13 protein-coding genes are annotated in these 18,210 nt (G+C 45.3%); 8 read left to right on the top strand and 5 right to left on the bottom strand.

Going from position 1 to position 18,210, the window contains the following annotated elements; genetic code table 11:
• Positions 1-137 precede the first annotated feature (137 nt).
• From WJU16_RS05930 to WJU16_RS05920, 3 genes are all read left to right on the top strand, one after another.
• Positions 138-812 carry a Crp/Fnr family transcriptional regulator gene (locus tag WJU16_RS05930; protein WP_341837406.1) on the top strand — a complete coding sequence of 225 codons (675 nt, stop codon included), beginning with the start codon at positions 138-140 and terminating at the stop codon, positions 810-812.
• A gap of 1,168 nt (positions 813-1,980) precedes the next feature.
• On the top strand, positions 1,981-3,081 hold the full coding sequence (locus WJU16_RS05925) for a TlpA disulfide reductase family protein (protein ID WP_341837405.1): 1,101 nt from the start codon (positions 1,981-1,983) through the stop codon (positions 3,079-3,081).
• An 18-nt stretch (positions 3,082-3,099) separates the two neighbouring features.
• Complete coding sequence (locus tag WJU16_RS05920; protein WP_341837404.1) at positions 3,100-4,479, top strand: hypothetical protein; 1,380 nt, start codon at positions 3,100-3,102, stop codon at positions 4,477-4,479.
• Positions 4,480-4,589: 110 nt separating this feature from the next.
• Here WJU16_RS05920 and WJU16_RS05915 read toward each other — a convergent pair whose 3' ends face one another.
• Together WJU16_RS05915 and WJU16_RS05910 are read right to left on the bottom strand one after the other, a co-directional pair.
• Complete coding sequence (locus WJU16_RS05915) at positions 4,590-5,015, bottom strand: hypothetical protein (RefSeq protein ID WP_341837403.1); 426 nt, start codon at positions 5,013-5,015, stop codon at positions 4,590-4,592.
• 86 nt (positions 5,016-5,101) lie between these two features.
• Complete coding sequence (locus WJU16_RS05910; protein ID WP_341837402.1) at positions 5,102-5,590, bottom strand: MauE/DoxX family redox-associated membrane protein; 489 nt, start codon at positions 5,588-5,590, stop codon at positions 5,102-5,104.
• A gap of 514 nt (positions 5,591-6,104) precedes the next feature.
• Between WJU16_RS05910 and WJU16_RS05905 the strand changes: the two genes are divergently transcribed.
• The 4 genes from WJU16_RS05905 (at position 6,105) to WJU16_RS05890 (ending at position 13,297) form a co-directional block, all read left to right on the top strand.
• Positions 6,105-8,243 (top strand): TonB-dependent receptor plug domain-containing protein, encoded by a 2,139-nt coding sequence (locus WJU16_RS05905; RefSeq protein ID WP_341837401.1) that lies wholly within the window; start codon positions 6,105-6,107, stop codon positions 8,241-8,243.
• On the top strand, positions 8,240-9,655 hold the full coding sequence (locus tag WJU16_RS05900) for a hypothetical protein (RefSeq protein WP_341837400.1): 1,416 nt from the start codon (positions 8,240-8,242) through the stop codon (positions 9,653-9,655). Before WJU16_RS05905 ends, WJU16_RS05900 begins: the two co-directional genes overlap by 4 nt.
• 23 nt (positions 9,656-9,678) lie before the next feature.
• Positions 9,679-11,052 (top strand): RagB/SusD family nutrient uptake outer membrane protein, encoded by a 1,374-nt coding sequence (locus WJU16_RS05895; RefSeq protein WP_341837399.1) that lies wholly within the window; start codon positions 9,679-9,681, stop codon positions 11,050-11,052.
• Positions 11,053-11,314: 262 nt separating this feature from the next.
• Positions 11,315-13,297, top strand: a complete 1,983-nt coding sequence (locus tag WJU16_RS05890) for a PAS domain S-box protein (protein ID WP_341837398.1) — start codon at positions 11,315-11,317, stop codon at positions 13,295-13,297.
• 141 nt (positions 13,298-13,438) lie between these two features.
• Here the strand turns inward: WJU16_RS05890 and WJU16_RS05885 are convergent, their stop codons facing one another.
• Positions 13,439-15,547 carry a hypothetical protein gene (locus WJU16_RS05885; protein WP_341837397.1) on the bottom strand — a complete coding sequence of 703 codons (2,109 nt, stop codon included), beginning with the start codon at positions 15,545-15,547 and terminating at the stop codon, positions 13,439-13,441.
• Complete coding sequence (locus WJU16_RS05880) at positions 15,544-16,701, bottom strand: caspase family protein (protein ID WP_341837396.1); 1,158 nt, start codon at positions 16,699-16,701, stop codon at positions 15,544-15,546. The genes WJU16_RS05885 and WJU16_RS05880 overlap by 4 nt, the downstream gene beginning before the upstream one ends.
• Before the next feature lie 176 nt (positions 16,702-16,877).
• Here WJU16_RS05880 and WJU16_RS05875 point away from each other — a divergent pair, with 176 nt between their 5' ends.
• Positions 16,878-17,255: a DUF202 domain-containing protein gene (locus WJU16_RS05875; RefSeq protein ID WP_341837395.1), complete on the top strand. Its 378-nt coding sequence runs from the start codon at positions 16,878-16,880 to the stop codon at positions 17,253-17,255.
• 3 nt (positions 17,256-17,258) lie between these two features.
• Here the strand turns inward: WJU16_RS05875 and WJU16_RS05870 are convergent, their stop codons facing one another.
• Positions 17,259-17,978 (bottom strand): GAF domain-containing protein, encoded by a 720-nt coding sequence (locus WJU16_RS05870; RefSeq protein ID WP_341837394.1) that lies wholly within the window; start codon positions 17,976-17,978, stop codon positions 17,259-17,261.
• Positions 17,979-18,210 lie beyond the last annotated feature (232 nt).

Below are 18,210 nucleotides of genomic sequence, written 5' to 3'. Positions count from 1 at the left end.
GTTCCGGCAAGCATGTTTGTGGGATGGAAATTTCAGTAGAAATACTTTGGGGCGAATAGAAAAATGCGGTAGTTTCGCTGACCTATTTTGAAGAACCGTCGCCGGCAGCGTCTATAACCCTCAACAATTTGACCCTTATGAAATCATGGCGACACCTGGAAGAAATCGGCTATGCCACGGCCGTACCGGCAGAACAGCGGGAACCCATTTTTGGTGCGATGTTCCAGCTTTTCCGCAGCCTGTATCCCCAAATGGATGAAGAACTGGCGGCGGAGATCCGCGCACGCAGCGAGGTGGTCCGTTTCCGGCGGAGGGCTATTATCCTGGAGTATGGGGAAGTATGTGATCATGTGATCTTTCCGTACCGGGGGCTCGTCCGCCTCGCTTACCGCCGCGACGGCGAAGAGCATACCACCTGGATGATGGGCGAAAACGACATCATACACGCCGTGGACAGCTTTTATTCGCGACAGCCGAGCTACGAGCGGCTGATCGCCCTGGAGGACACCGACGGCATCACCCTGCATTGGGACGATCTCGAGGAGCTCTACGACCAATACCCGGCGTTCAACCGGTTCGGGCGCCTGCTCACGGAATGCTATTACCGCCAGGCTTACCGGCGCGCCAAATGGGTAGCCCTCAGCGCCAAGGAGCGGTACCGCCTGTTGTACAAAGAGTACCCCGGTTTCCTCGGGCGCGTACCGGATGCGGTGCTGGCCTCGTACCTCGGTATCAACAAAGGCACCCTGAGCAGGATCAGGCACGCAGTATTCAGGGGGCGTAACTCCCCTTTTCAAGATATCCCGGTTTAGTTTAGACAGGCCCGGTCGCGAGAGCGCCGGGTTATTTTTTTATGGAGGTGGGAGCGGATTTGAATTGAAATTTTGTATTTAATTGATGAAAATACAGAAACTATATTAGATCGATAATAATTTTGCAATTTGGAAATGATATTAAGTTTAATTCAGAAAGCTAAACTTTAGATTCAGCTTTCTGAATTTGTTATTTTGATTTTACATTAAAGTGAAGATTTATACTCAGTTTGGATCGCGCTAGGTACAAAAAAATATCCAACTTGAGTTCCGTTGTCAAAAATGGTATGCTGTTTCCGGGATAGGTGTGGGTAACTTCGAACCATACGCCACAGAATTTTGAGTTGTTGATTACACAAGTAGCATTCATAAGAGCTGGGTTAGCTGCAAGCCAAACGTTCGCTGTGGTATTCAATATATGAGTTTTGACTTGAGCGCAAGTATGTTGTCGAGTTCGCTATTTGATAGGCAAACGGGTCAAGAATACTAGCATTAAGCAAATTTTTCAGAGTTATTTGTTCGAAACCGCCAGTCAATACACGTTTGCCAACAGATTAGGCATTTGACTGCAATGGTTCCACCTGTGGCGGAAATTGCTATTACAAGCGCAGGGTTCAACTTTAAATTTTTCATTTTCGGGCTTTTACATTGCTATCAAATGCTTTATCATTTTATTTAAAGATTGGAATTTGGCTAGTGAGCAATTAGGAATGAAATATATGTGGGGTATTGATGTATATCAATTTGTCCATCCAAAGAAATAGTTAGGTAATGTTGATAATATCCTGTTGAAGAAATAAAATGCTTGTTCTTATGCAGTCATTTTATACAGATATTGGATTTACATGCTAGCTAAAAATTACCAGTTATCATGAGGCGGTTTGAACAGTTAGGCAACGCTGTAATTATTGAAGTTGTGATTTGAGAAAAGGAATAATAGACCCTCGCTAATTCAAAGCTACAGTTACCTGATGCTACGATATTACAAGGGTAAAACTTTCTAAATGAATACGGCTTTTCATATTACGTTACATTGCATTAGCCCAATTTATGCGGGTTATATATTACTATAATAACATATGTTGAAATGGCCATTTGCAATAGGAAGTGCACTAATTCACCCCTAATGAATCTTTTGTCATCATAATACCAGATAAACCTTAACACTATGCAAAATAAAAAATGGTATTTAATACGGGGGATCGCTATTGTATTTGGATTGATTGCGTATATAAGCATTTACGCGCAAAAGGATGCTAAATTTCAGTTAAGCTGTAAAATTGACGGATTACCCGACGGCGCGATTGTAAATCTGATTGACAGAGAGATGAATATCATTACAACTGCTATTGCTAAAGCAGGCAATTTCAAAATGGAAGGGTTTATAGAAGGAGATGCAAATTACTACTTCTTACAGTTGGATTCAACAATAACAACATCAGCTAGTAAGGCTATCTGGTTGGTGAATAAGCCTCTAACGTTGAATGCGTCACTTTCAAGATGGCCAGAAATTACGTTGATCGGATCTGAGCCACAAGATGAATATCTCAGAATGAAGGCCGTCAGCGATACAACTACTGTTGAGAAAATGAAATTCGAATTATGGTTTGAGTTTATCAAGAATAATCCTAATTCTATTTTTGTAGGGGATTTAATCAGGAAAGTTTGTGATGGAAATCAGAAGAGGGAGTTTTACGACCAATTATCGGACAGGGCCAAGAATAGTTTTGCAGGCAAAGAACTCTTCGATGATATTAAGAGTACTGAGAATTTCAGAAAGTTTTCGGACCAAATAAAAAAAGGATATCCAATCCCCAATTTTTCACTCACTTCTGTGGACGGAAAGGAAGTGAAAATACTTGATGTTGCCGCTAAATCAACCTATACTTTAATTGATTTTTGGGCAAGTTGGTGCGGACCCTGCAGAGACGCGATACCTAATTTGAAAGCAGTGTTTAATTCTTACAAATCGACTGGTTTCAATATTATTGGCATTTCGATAGACAATAAAGTATCTGACTGGCAGAAGGCAATAAGGGAGGATCAAACTCCTTGGATCCATTGTATTGATAATTTAGAATCCGTAACGAAGAAATTGTTTAATGTGATTGCCATTCCTGGATATGTATTAATAGATAATAAAGGTAGGATTGTTTCAATTGATGTAGTAGGAAAGGAAGCACTAGTAGTAAATAATGATAAGCTTGGACACAAGGAGCTTTCTAAAGATTTGAACTCAATATTGGAAACTTTATATACAGTAAAGTAAGTTATTAAATTTATTCTTATGTTGACAAGGGTGAATCGGAAAAGGGCGATAGGTATCATTATTTTATTCCTATTAATTTTTGAGATAACAGCAAAAGCTCAAGTACCTATCCCCGGGACGCAATTGTCTCCTGCTATAGTGATAAGTAGTTTTGTTAATCAAACAGAGGAAAGAGAGTTGTTATCCAATTATAGAGGAAAAGTGGTTGTACTTGACTTCTGGAGTAGGGGGTGTGCAAGTTGCATTGCAAATTTTACCGAGGTTGATAGACTAAACGAACTTTTTAAGGATAGTTTGGTGATTTTACCTGTTACAAAAGATAATGCAGAAGTATTTTATCAGCTTCGCCGAAAGCACAAGGTTATACAAGAAGCACGAATGCCATTCGTAATTGGAGATACCCTGCTGCATGGTATTTTTCCTCATAGATTTGTACCATTCTATGCATGGATAGATCGTACAGGTAAAGTCATTGGTACTTCTAAGGCCGGAAGCTTGAAGGAGCAGGTATTGAGGGAGGTATTAAAAGGGAATTTGAGCATTTTGGATTCAGTTAGTAGATTTTTAGAGCATAGAGGGGTTTATACTGATGATGAAAGAGTAAAAGATGCCTTGAGAAATGAGAATGTAACGGAGAAGTATTTTGCTGGGAAAAAGTACTTTTCCATATTGCGTAGAATGACACCAGAAGAATATGCAAAAAGGGGCTTCAATGAATATGACAATTCCAATAGGATAGAAAGTTTAAAGAAATCGAAGAATAAAGTAATGAGAAATTACATTGGTTATTATTTAAGCGATTTACTATTAATGGCCTATCCTGAATATAGTGTAAATCACATTGAAGTTGGGAAAGGTGTAAGAATGGATATTCATCCACCTGATGAGATAATAGAAAGGTCTAAATGGATACATAAAAATGCATTTCTTTACCAATTTGAATGTGATCCATTGCAATATTCAATAGATTTATTTAACTCTTGCCTTAAACAGGATATATCCACGGCATTCCAGGTCGAAGTTAGTGAAATTATCAAGGAGGACGAGTGCTATGTTGTTTCAATTGGAGATTCGGGTTTGTTGATGGCAGCGAGAGTAGAGACATCAACATCTGATACCAGTGTTAGCGAACTTACATCCAATGGTATTTTTCTATCCAATTATCCGATCGGATTTATTAATACAAGTTTATATGACGGGATTAATAAAGGAATGCAACATAAAATGGACATTATTAATGAAGTGACTATATTGGGTAATTTTACTATGTTTATTCCTTGGCGTGATAAGAATGATTTAGATTCGTTAGGGAAAGGTTTGGCGTTATATGGATTACAAATTAATAAAGAGAAGAGAATGTTTAAAACGTTACTGTTGATTGATAAGAGGCGGAGATAGTAGCAGCAAAATGGTGGAGTTTAGGTTTCTGATATAATAAATGGAAAAGAAAAGAAGAATGAGTTGTTGTCATTACTTCTTTTCTTTTCCTTTTCATAGTAACCTACATATTAGATGGAGGGTTTGCAAAGAATGTTGCTTGCGCTGGGAATATAGAAGTAACCGGTTTGGGAACCGATAGTCAACGAAGGAATGCTGTTTCCAGGATAGGTTGACTGTACTTCGAATTGAACGCAGCAGAATTTTGCTTGATTGGGGGTGCAATCAAAGCGAACTGATGCAGGGTTTGCTGAAAGCCAAACATTACCTGTGGTCGTCAAGATATGAGTTTTAACTTGAGCGCAGGTCAAAGTTGGATTGGCTGCTTGATAGGCAAGCGGATCCAAAGTAGTGGCATTAACAAGGTTTTTCAGTACTACTTGTTCGAAACAAGCGGTGATTGCACGTTTTCCAAACGCATTTGCATTGGTTGCAACAGTTACACCTACAGCTAAAATTGCGATTACAAGAGCAAAGCTCAACTTGAAATTTTTCATTTTTGTCTTTTTAAATTGTTAACTAAAATGGTTTTTGTTACCTGTTTTTATTTCCAAGTACAGGAACTTGGATTATTGCGCAATAACTATTTTTTGTTCTTTGTTTTGCTTTCTTCTTTTCTATTGTTTCGCCACATTAAAGCTCCTATAAGTGATATTATGGTTAGGAATATGTTCAGAATCAAATGTTGTGTCCAATTTAGCCAGCCAACTACACCTCCACAGCTGCATGGTAAATTTGGTATTGTTGTCATTAGAAAGTACACATACCAAGTGAAAAAACCCATTAATAGAAAGCTTGCGATGAACGCAACAAATCGAGTTCTTTTAATAACTAACATTAGTGCTATAATAATTTCCAGGATTGGCCCGCCGAATGTTACAATTCTATAGTATTCATGGAAAATTGGGGATTGAAACATTTGTATTTCAAAACTTCTCCAGTCAATTAATTTGCTGATGCCAGTATGTAAGAGTACTACAATTAGAATGGCGATAATTGCTTCAATAGCTATATTTCTCCATTTGATTGCTTTTTCAACTCTTCGTTGAATTGGCAAAGTCTTATTTGTCATAGTTTATAAATTTAGCACGTATTATATCACGAGTGAAGCATTAATGGTGTACATGTAAGTATGTTATCCATTTAGATGGGTAGATAGTATTAAAGATATAAGTCTTTTAATGCGTATTCATGTTACTTTCCTTTTGCTAATTTAGATATCCCCCCTGCCAAAGAAACGCAGTGCCGAAAAAATGTGAGAAAATTTCTAGATTAAGTTGAAACTCCGTTGTTCACATGTCGCATTCTTATTGAAGCAGGATAGGGATGTAATTCAATTCGGATAAGTATTACTTAACTAAATAATAACACTCGAATCGGGTTTTTATAGACATTTTGCTGTATGCCAATTGTCTCCATTTTCGTAGCGCAAATTTCATTCTGTTCCCTCGTTGTATTTCCCTAACTCCAATTAGGAAGATTTTGATAATTGTTTTTTTGCTCATTGTCAGTAAGTATTAAATGTTATAGGGAAATCATCAAATAAATTTTAAGGAATAGAGATCCTCATTTTAAAGAACGCTGCTATGCAAATAGTTTTAAGGAAAATATGGCATACTTTAAAAGTAGTCGCATTTGTGCTCTTGTCGTTTACTATTGAAGGCCGAGCAAATGCACAAGATTCGACGCTTGTTTCATTAAATTTTAAGGATGCTCCTGCTGACAGAGTTTTAGCTCATATTGAGCGGCAAACTGGTTTTGCTTTCTTTTATAGCTCAAGAGTTAAGAATGAGTTCGGAAAGGTTGATATTAATGTGAAGAATATGCCAATATCAAAGGCATTGCTGCAAATATTTCGCGGTAAGAATGTAATTTGGTATATAAGAAATCGTTCTGTAACGCTAGCATTTGGAGATAATAGAGGTATTAGGGATGAGGGTGATAGTATAAGATTGATTACTGTAAAAGGGCAAGTGCTTTCAAGTGATTTTTCTGGCGGGAATGGGGGCGTTGCAGGTGCAACTGTAAAAATTAAAGGAGGAAATAAAGGAGCTGTAACAAATGAATCTGGAGAATTCATTATTGTGGATGTTCCTGCTAATGCTACATTGTTAATTAGCTCAATTGGATTTGAACCAACCAGTATGAAGATTAGTGGGAAGACTTATGTTTCAATTACATTGGTTAGATTGATTAAAACAATAGGAAACGTTGAAGTGGTATCCACGGGTTATCAAAATCTACCAAAAGAGCGTGCAACTGGTTCATTTTACCAAATAGGCAATGAAGTTTTGAGACGCACACCGTCGACAAATATATTGGATAGGATACAACATGTTTCTAGTGGACTGCGCGCTGATCCAGACAATCAAGCAAGAACAACTGGCACCAAGTATGTAATTCGGGGGTTTAGCACTATCAATTCAAATAGACGACCCTTGTTTGTAATTGATGGTTTCCCATATGAAGAATCAGCAGGACCCGATGTTATTTCCATGATGAATCCTAATGATATCGAGTCAATTACTATCCTGAAAGATGCTGCAGCAGCCTCAATTTGGGGTGTGAGGTCGGGAAATGGTGTTATTGTAATTACTACAAAAAAAGGAAAGATAAATAGCCGCCCTGAGATTAGCTTTTTAAGCAATATTACTATTGAAGAGAAGCCCAGGATTAACGATATGCCAATGATTTCAGGGGCGGACGCCATTGCTTATGAGAATGAGTTGTTTAAGACCGGGTTTTACAATCCTAATGATGATATTTACCCAAATGTTAGACATTTTCCTATCATTTCGCCTGCGATGGAATTACTGCTAGCAGGTAGAAGAGGGGAATTAACTCCAAATGAAGTGAAAATGGGACTCGATAGATTTAGTAGCCAAGATATCCGAAGGGATGTATTAAAGTATTTCGTGCGATTACCTATCACACAGCAGTATAATTTAAGCATAAGAGGAGGATCTGAGAAATCGACATATTACTTGTCTTTTGGTTACGATAAAAGTAAACCTCCAGATAGGTATTCAGATAGTAGACGCTACACTGTTAATTTTTCTAATAATTTTAACATTTATAAGTTCTTGGAAACTAATTTTTACATCAACTACGGAAAGCAAGAAGTTAATGCTGGGAATATCAATTATCAAAATCTGCTCCCGGGGGGCAATAAAGTGGCACCTTACTCAGTAATAGTTGATCCGGTTAGTGGAGAACATTTAGATATTCCAAATTCCGCTGGGCTAAGGGATAAGTATCTCGATACTGTCAATTTTCCTGGTAAACTTGACTGGAAGTATCGACCACTTGACGAGGTAAATTCTGGTAGCCGAAAGGATCAGAATGATATGATTAGATTAGGTGGTGAATTTAGATTTAAAATTCTGAAGGGATTATTGTTGGAGTTTAAGGGGCAATATGCAAATACCAAGGTGATCAATGAAGTATTGAGAGACGGTAGCTCGTTTATTAATAGGAATTTGGTAAATAGGTTTTCATTTGTTGACGCAGGGGGAATAGTCCAGTATCCATTTCCATTAGGCGGAACATTGCTAATGTCACAGAGTAAACAGGCTGCATGGAATTTGAGAGCTCAACTGTCATACTCGATTTCTTGGAAGGAACATTCAGTTGTTTCCATTCTTGGTGCTGAGTCAAGTGAAACGAAGTTTGGCGGAAGTTCAAATTCTTTTTGGGATATGATGAGCTTACCGGACAGTTTATGAGAAATATAGACTATTTAACTTTGTATAACACACGGCCTAATGGGCAATCTAATTTGACTAATGAATCTAGTACATTTGGTACATTGAATAGAAATAAGAATTACTATGCTAATGCAGCATATACTTACGGATCAAAGTACACGGTAAGTGGAAGTATTAGAATTGATGAGACAAATTTAATGGGTGTTAATGCGAATTTGAGAAGAGTACCATTATGGTCTGCTGGAGGGTTGTGGAATTTGGGAAACGAACCATTTATGAATTCTTCTATATTTGATAATCTTTCTATTAGCATGACTTATGGATGGAACGGTAATATTAACAATAGAGTTTCAAGCCTGCCTTTGATTAGTTATTTCAATTCTCTTAGATCTATCTATTCTAATTTTCCCGTTGCAGGTGTTGTTTCTCCCAGTAACCCTGACTTGACATGGGAGAAAGTTGGCGTACTGAATATGGGTGTTAAATTCGCGCTGCTTAAAAGTAGGTTGTCGGGGAGCTTCGAATATTATAGGAAGAAGGGTAGTGATTTAATCGGGCCGGTTTTGGTGGATGCAACTAGAGGATTCATGGACTTTACCGGAAATTATGGCTCGATTTTAAGTAAGGGTTTTGATTTTCAGCTCGCGGGAGACTTGTTGTTTGCTAAGGAAGTTAGGTTTCGCTCCCACCTAAATTTAAATTATAACACTGATAAAGTTTTAGAGTTTAATTCATTAACAGAAGATGCTTTGAAAGATCCTAGCAATTACCTTGGTATCGCGGTTATTACCGGAAAGCAGCTGTATGGTATTTACGGCTATAAGTGGGCTGGATTGGACTCAAAGAATGGAGATCCAATGGGGTATTTAGGTGATACGGTTGCAACCTACAGGAATATTATTGCAAATAGAGATCGGGGAGATGCTGATCTTATTAATCCCGGGTCAGCTGTACCTCGTATTAGTGGGAATCTGTTGTCCAATTTTGGATTTAAGGGGTTTGAATTTTCCTTTAACATTACTTATAGGTTGAAATATTACTTTAGAAGACCTAGTGTTAGGTATGGTGATCTATTTGCAAATTGGTCCACGCATTCTGATTATTCCAAAAAATGGACAAGTTCTGGTGATGAACAGCGAACCAATGTTCCCTCACTTTCAATATTACCGGATGCTGGCCGGGATAATTTTTACACTCTTTCCAGTGTCCTTATTGAAAAAGGTGATAATATACGTTTGCAGGATATTAGACTTGCGTATACGTTTGATAAGAGTAAGATTCAAGCGTCATTTCTTTCTGATTTATCCCTAAGTATGATGGTATCGAATATAGGTATTATTTGGAAGGCAACTAAGGAAGATGTTGACCCTGATTATTCAATTATGAGGCCGTCAAAGGCGATTGCAATAGGGCTCAACGCGCGATTTTGATTTCTCTTCTTAAACTTTGTATTATGATTAGAAAATTTCGAATAATTGCTATTACTTTTATTCTTGCCATTTCTATTGCCTGCGAGAAAGATTGGCTAGATGCTAAGTCAGAACAATCGCAAACAGTCCCTACTACTATAAAAGATTATAGGGCACTTTTGGATTTATACTATATGTTTGGAGCAACTCCTTTGACTTCAGAAATATCAGCCGATTATCACACTTATCCGGAGGATACATGGGATTGGATAAAAACCACCTATTATGGAAGTGTATATAGTTGGACCGTTTTAGATCCTGTCCAATTTACTTCTTTTACTGACTGGTATACACCATATATGTGGATTTACAGTGCTAACATAGTAATAGAAGGAGCATCCAAAATAAGGAATGAAGGAAATGCTTTTGAAGTTGACCCTTTAATAGGGGAAGGATTGTATTATCGAGCAAGGTACTTTTTTGAATTGGCTTCAGTTTTTAGTCCGCCTTTGAATAGTCAAAATGCAAATGATAAGTTTGGCTTGCCGTTGAGACTTGTGCCTGACATGGAAATTCCATCCACTCGTTCGTCAATTATTGAAACCTATAATCAAATCATTAGTGATTTCAAATCATCTGTTGCATTGCTTCCAATTAATAGCGGTGGTATTACGAGGCCAAATAAAGCTGGTGCTATTGGGATGCTTTCAAGAGTATATCTTGCAATGGAGAAATACGATAGTGCATACTATTATGCTAACGAGTATCTGAAAATGATGCCAAATCTGCTTGATTATAATACAATTTCTCCAAATGCAGATGTAATAGGTCTAAATGTTGAGATTCCCAATTTGACGATTCAATATCAGCTTTGGGAAATAAATTATTATACGGTCGCACAGAAATTTGTAGATAAGTATGAAGATAATGATTTGAGAAAGTCTATTTTTTATACCAAAGCAAATGATACGCTTTATTTTTTTAAAGGACTATACACTCTAAGCCCTTCTGAAAATTTTACAGGGTTTGCAACAGATGAGGCCTACTTGATTAGGGCTGAATGCAATGTAAGAAACAATAGGTTGATTGACGGGCTGAGGGACTTAAACTTACTTATGCGGAATAGGTATAAGAAAAATGGAGGCGTGTCGACATGGACGGATTTCAATACAAATAGTTCACAAGAGGGACTCAAAAGAATTATTGAGGAGAGAGAAAAGGAGCTGGTTTTACGAAACGTTAGGTGGACAGACCTTCGAAGATTGAATAGGGATCCAATATTTGCCCAAACAATTATTCGTGTAGCAGGTGGTCAGACATTTGTACTTGAACCCAACAGTTTAAGATACACCTTTCCATTACCGTCTGATGTAGTTATTAAGGAAGGACTTCAACAGAATCCGGGCTGGGGGAATTGATTATCGAGCGATTTATATACTACTTTGAGCTCCCGTTAACAAGCCCACAACATTTTACCTGTCGGGAAAGTCCCATATTTACATCAGAGGTCGTGAAAGTAAACAACGCGTAAACCCGTCAGTCATGATTCTCCACATTTGATCCGACGTAGTTTCCATTGATTATATTTCACAGGGGCCCCACGCTATTCAGCCAGCGGGGGCCCTTCTTCTTTGCAGCATCCCTAACGATCCCACCCCGAAAAAATTCCTTATCTTACCCATGCTATTCAGTCCGCAATCCATCATGCCCGCACAGAACAACAATAACAAAGCGCTCAATTCCCTCACGGCCTCGCCGCTGCTGGAAAAACAACTCATCGAAAGTCTTCCTACTGCTGTTTATATCACCGACAAAAACGGATTCATCCTCCACTTCAATGAAGCCGCCGCCAAACTATGGGGCCGCAACCCGGTGGCAGGGGAAGACCGCTGGACCGGCGCGTTCAAAATGTTCCAGGCCGACGGGCAAACGCCCATCGCCGCCGACGCCGGGCCCCTCGCCCGTACACTGCTCGCCGGCCTCGCCGTAGCGGGAGAGGAAATCATCTTCGAACGGCCGGACGGTACCCGGTCTATCGTAATTTCGCACCCCAAGCCACTGTTCAACAACAATGGCGAGCTCATCGGCGCTATCAACATGCTCACCGATCTTACCGCCCAACGCCTCCAGACCGAAGGCCTCACGCACCTGGCCGCCATCGTGGAGTCGTCCGACGATGCCATCATCTCCAAAACCCTCAACGGCATCATCACTTCCTGGAACAAATCCGCCGAGCGCATCTTCGGGTATAAAGCCCATGAGATGATCGGCAAACATATCTCCATCCTTATCCCGGCCGACCGCCAGGACGAGGAGCCCGCCATCCTCCGGCAGCTCGCCGCAGGCAACCGCGTGGACCATTTCGAAACGGAGCGCGTCACCAAAAACGGGCGTATCATCGATATCTCCCTCACCATTTCCCCCATCTACGACGCTTCCGGCGACATTATCGGCGCCTCCAAAATCGCGCGCGACATCACCGGCCAGAAGCGCGGTGAAATGCTCCTGCGCCTGGGAGAAGAACGCTTCCGAATGGCCGTATCCGCCACCAAACTCGGCGTCTGGGAAGTGGACCTCCGCTCCGGGAAAGTGAGCTGCTCCGACGAATGCCGCATCATCCTTGGGGTAGATGTGAGCGCCATCACCAGCCTCGAAACCCTCGAAGCCATGCTTCATCCGGTCAGCAACACGCGCTCGCTCCTGCAACTCAAAGCGCTCGTGGAAGACAATGGCAAAGGGGAATACGACGCTATCCACCGCATCATCCGCCCCACCGACCAGGCGCACCGCTGGGTAAGGGTCCGCGGATCTTACTTCCTGGGGCGCGACGGCAAGCCCGAACGCCTCCTGGGCACCCTGCTCGACATCACGCCGGAAAAGGAAGCCGAACTTTTACTCGAACGCACCGTGCAGGAACGAACCGTTGAGCTCCTCAAAACCAACGAACGCCTCGGGAAATCCAACCGCGACCTGGAGGAATTCGCCTATATCGCCTCGCACGACCTGCAGGAGCCCCTCCGGAAAATCCAGACCTTCATCGACATGATCCGCGAGAATCCCGGCGATTCTGAAGCTTTCGATAAATACTTCGCGAAAATTTCCGACTCCGCCCGCCGTATGTCGACCCTCATCCGGGACGTACTCAATTACAGCCGGCTGTCCAACGCGGATGGGATACCCGGCGAAACGGATCTCAACCATGTGCTGGCAGATGTGCTATCCGACTTCGAGCCGGCCATCCAGGAAAAGGAAGCCAGGGTTATTGCAGGAGACCTCCCTGTGATCGTTGGAGAAACCTCTCAGTTGCGGCAACTTTTCGCCAACCTGCTGGGGAACGCACTGAAATTTTCGGCGGGCAACCCCGTCATCAATATCCACAGTCAGCCGCTTACGCCGGCGATGGCGGCCAGGTTGTACAGTATGCCTGAAAACCGGGCGTACGTACAGATCACCGTCGAAGACAATGGCATCGGCATCGACGAACAATACATCGATAAGATCTTCGCCATCTTCAAACGGCTCCACACGCGCCAGCAATATCCCGGCACAGGCATCGGTCTGGCTATCTGCAAGAAAATCGTGGAAAACCATCACGGGCATATCTTCGCCCGTTCCAGGCCCGGTGGCGGAACGGCCATGGTGGTGGTATTGCCGGTGATGTAAGGCTTAATTTTTTGGGAGGTGGCTTCTTTGCGCAGCTTCAGCGCATTCCTGTTTTCGTGCAAGATAGGGCAGGTGCCCCGGCTTGCCCGGCGGCGGATTGGAAAATATCCCGAACAAACGGTGTTTGTATTTCTCCATAGGCTAATCCATCATTTCTTTCAATAATTTGATGCTGCTGTTGTAGTCGAAATAATTGAGGTGGTGCGCGCCGGTTTCGACGGATCGCTCCAGGTATTTTTCCGGCACGTCCATAATGCTTTTCACGCTAACGGCGATATCATTCGGCGTCTTCCAGTACAAAACGCTTCCCACCGCCAGTTCGATTTTCTCGAACAGTCCCATGTCCGCCGCTTCCAGTTTATATTTGGACGAATCGCCGGCCAGGAGGTAATACCGCGTGGTAATATCGCGCGCATGCCCGTGGAGCCCTTTCAGGAAATCGGAACCGGTATCCATCTGGCCGAGTGTTTTGGTGAGGAAACCCGCCGTCGCTAGCCCTTTGTTGACGATCTCCAGGAAGGGCCCCCAGGCGCCGAGGAACTGCTTCCCGTAATTGCAGGCGAGCGTGAGCACGCGCACCGTCCATTTCCGCACATCTTCCACATTCCCGAACGCGGATCCCGCATTGGGTGTGCCGGCCATTATAAGGCGGCCGGCCAGCACGTCGCCGCCCAGCGATTCGATCATGTAACGGCTCACCAGCCCGCCCATCGAATGCGCGAGGATGTCGACCTTCCGGTGGGGGGAGATGCCGTTGGCCAGGAGCCTTTCCTTCAGTTTCTCCGCGATCTCTTCTATGCTGGTATTGAGATTTTCATAATCGAATGTCAGGATGCAATCGTAGCGCCCGCTTTCCAGCAGCGACCCGAGGTTGGCCGATAACGATTTCGTGTTGCCGATGATCCCGTGGATGACCAGCAGGATTTTATCCGATTGACCGATCCTGTCGCTGGTTTTCTCTTTACTGTATTCCGGCGCGCCTTCCGGGAATTCGAGATGCCGCAGCCGGAAGATTTCTTTGTCGCGGCGGAACACCACTTTCAGCAGGCAAAACCACAGCGCGCGCACGGGGCTCTTGCCGGCTGCCCTTCGTTCGTCAGGCTCCCCTGGGGCATGATGGATGAACATCCGGTGGTTGCCGCCCGCATCCGGTTCGAGGAAGCCCAGCGGCAACACGATCCCGTTTTGCATGGTTTCGGCCATCACCGATTCGTTGTCTTCCAGCGGCTGGCGGACCTGTATTTCCAGCGGGTGTTTTTCCAGCGAGGCTTCGTTTTCCAGCCCGGTGAATTCCACCACCGTATTGGCCGGCAGCCCCCGCGAAGGCGGCGCCACCGGAAGAAACGAAAACTCCGCGCTTTCAAACATCGACTGCAATTCCTGCGCGGGATTCAGTCCTTTGGCATTGTTGCGCGCCGGCGTAACCGTCACCTTCGCCCTGAACCCGGATTGCGTGCCGATGGAAAGCATGCCGTTATCAAAGCTTTTCCCTTTCTCCACCTTAGTACCGTTGCGGACGATGCGGATCCGGAGCGTTTGGGCGTCCCAGTCTTTGCGGAAACCTTTCTTCGCACCACCGATTCCGCGTGATTTCGAACTGTCAAGCGTAACGACGGATCGCTCCAGTTCCTGTGCTTCTTCCACGAAATAATCCGAAAAAGGGAACAGGGAATACACGAGCTTGAAGATTTCCGTTTCTTCGTTCACATCGTCTTCCGTGAGCATGAACGTGAGAAAATCGCCGGGCGGGTTGCAAAGCAATGCCAGTGGCTTGCCGTTGCGCAGAACGCTGGCATCCGTATCGGGTGTTTGTTTGGAAATGGTGAAGTTGGGGGCGAGATGATACAGCGCCACATGGTATTCGACCTGAGATGTATTATTGAGTTTTATCCGGAACGGGATTTCGGAGCGGGAATCGGTAAGATCGATGGTGATGTCGTGGCCGGTGCAATCCTGCCAGTTACCGTTTTCATCCATCAGCTGCACCCCGAAATCGAAATCGCTCCTTGGGATATTGCTCTGCGGGTGATGCATCGCTTCCAGCGCTTTCCACTTCCCGATCTGCGCCAGCGCCGCCCCGATATAATTGCAGGCGGCGGCATCTGTGCCTTTTACGCCATGCACAAGATGCCCGGTCAACCGGTCGCAGATGCGCAACTCGCCGCCGCCCGTATCCAGCCGGAAGTCGAAATGGCGGTCGGGCAGGGTATGATAGAAGATGGCGGGATCCCTGGGAAGCAGCGCCATCACGGCATCCGCGGCATCGCCGGAAACGAGGATACAAAGCCGTGGGGGAGATTGATGATGGAGGCCGCATAACGGACGGAAGTGTCGGCGCCTTCGGGCATCCGCAGCACGCTGTCGGTGAGCCCCACGCGCTGGATGCCGGCGACGAAATCAGGTGACTCGCTGCCCGCCGTTTTGTAGAGCAACACCTGCGCCTGTGCGTAATCACTTTGCACCGCGGATATGCCATGCAGCGCGCCGGCGTTGACGGTCCACTCGTTTTCCGTAAACCGTGAGATCAGCAAAGGAGCGGACGGATCGCATTCGGGGAGGAGGAAATACCTGCCGGGATCGGCGCCGCCATATACTTTCAGCTGGGGCGTTTGGGCATTCGCATTTTTCTTGATGACGGCGTAGAGCGATTCATACAATTGCGCATACGTTTTACCGCCAGACGCTTCGCGCAGCAGGCGCGTCAGCCATCCGGTGAAAACGCCCCTGGGCATCACGTCTTCATACGCCAGCTCGTGGCGCCCGCAGGCGGCCATGAGGAGGTGCCTGGATGCGGGGATTTCCAGTTTTCCGTTGGCCTGCATGGCGGCATAGCTGGTGGCGCCGATGGAAAGATAGTCTTCCAGGCGGCGCGGTATGTCGGCGTCGCTGGTGAATTTGGCGAGGCCCGAATGCTGGAGGGTCTTAATGGAACGCGTGGCGGAACCGGAATGGCACGAATCCAGGATCACCACGGCATGCGCTTTTCCCGGGATATGGGAAAGCAAAAGGGCCAGTTCTTTGTCTGCCAGGTCGAAATGGCCGGGAAGACGGCTGTCGTAGAGCACGAGCGTTTCGTCGCGCTCCTGGCTGTCCTGGTTCAGGGCGGTGAATTCAGGGGCCGAGGGGGCGTGGGAGCCGTGGCCGCTGTAATAGAATAATACGGTATCGCCGTCGCCGATGGCGGGGTGCTCGCAGAGATGCGCCCGGAAATTGTTGATCACGGCGTCGCGCGTGGCGTCGGCGTTGAGGAGGATGCGGATGTTGTCGGATGGGTCGGAAGGGAAGCTGTTGCGGATATATTCCTGGATGGATTTCACATCATTCAGGCAACCGTTGAGACCGGATACGCCTGATTCAGGATGGTACTCAGCAACCCCGACGAGCAGGGCAAAAACGGAAGGCATCGTGGAGAGGTTTGAGGTTATAGACCGAATTTACTGATTTGGAACGGATAAGGCAATAAATTTTCCGCCGCGTAAGCCGCCGGGCGAAAGACCCGTCGGCCTGGTCCGCCGCACCCCGGTATTGACGGACGTATTTTCGTAACTTTAAATACTTGCATACCCTTTAAATACCGACTATGGAACCTAAGAAATTCGGCGGGCCCAACGACCATCTCGCCAACGAGCGTACTTTCCTGGCATGGGTGCGTACCAGCATCGGGATCATGGCGTTCGGATTCGTGGTCGTGAAGTTTTCACTTTTCGTGAAACAGTTTTCGCTCATGCTGGGAAAGGATCTTGTGGTGAAATCTCCCGGGCTTTCGGCCGTGGCGGGCATCACGCTCGTGGCGGTAGGGGCGGCCACAGTGATTTTTTCATGGTTCCGCTACCGGAATATCGAGAAGCAGCTGAACGAGGGGACTTATGGCCATTCTTCCGGCCTGCTGACGGGGCTGACCTGTTTTATTTTCCTGGTGAGTGTGCTGCTGATCGTGTACTTACTGGAAAGTACCTGAGGCTTAGGGGATCCTTCCTTCGAGGCAAAGGCCCAGGTCGGAAGCGATTTCCCGTTGTTCGCGGAGGTTCCATTGCCAATTCGGTTGGCTGGAATGGGTGGAGAGCATGCCGATGAACCGGTTGCCCGCCACCACCGGCGTGGAGATAACCGACCGGTAGCCCGCTTGCTCCGCGATGTGCCGGTGCGGCGCGAAGCTCTGCGACTGGGCTATATCTGCAATGATGTAAGGTTCGCCCGTTCTGAGAGCCTGGCCGCAGGCGGAATTGTCCGCGGCCGTTACCACCTTGAAATGCGCCAGGAAGTCACGGTTGAAGCCCCTTTGCGTAACGATCGTCAGCGACCGGTAAGCGGGGTTGAACAACTGGATGTTCCCGAAGTCCGCTTTGGCGGTTTCCATGGCCTTGTCGAGGTAAAAGCCGAGTTGGGGGCAGCTGTCGTTCAGGTGCGCCAGTTTCCCGGCTTCCGCGGCTTCGATGGCGGCTCCTGCGGATTCGGTGAGCACGGAGGCACGGTCGCTGTCGGGATGCACCCATTTGTCGCATTGCTTGCGCAGCTGGGTAGCAGGGATGACCGGGCTGCCGGCGCTTCCGGGCAGACGGATATTGCTCAGTAAATAGCAGTGTTGGCTTGTGTTCCAGGTAACGCGTGCAGTGAGTGTCAGTTCTGTGGGGAATCCTTCGATGGGATAGCGGAATTGAATGTCGAGATGGTTAAGTAGCATGAAAAAGGTTTCCAATTTTCCCCAAATTATAACGTTTGTCGCACAAATCCAAGGAGGCTCCTGACATAGGGATGTCACCGTCCTGCAGTAATTTATCAAAGGATACTACCGCATTGTTTTTCCGTCGCTGCTGCCAAGCGGCGGCGTGCCGGGGAAGGAGCACCAACGGGGAACTGCCCCGGAGGAGATCTCCGCAACACCATATTACGCACCACAGGGGCAGGTGACTGTG

This window comes from Chitinophaga pollutisoli, assembly GCF_038396755.1.
GTDB classification, from domain to species: domain Bacteria; phylum Bacteroidota; class Bacteroidia; order Chitinophagales; family Chitinophagaceae; genus Chitinophaga; species Chitinophaga pollutisoli.
The sequence above is the reverse complement of the archived record's forward strand: the minus strand, read 5'-3'. Positions and strand labels throughout refer to the sequence as shown.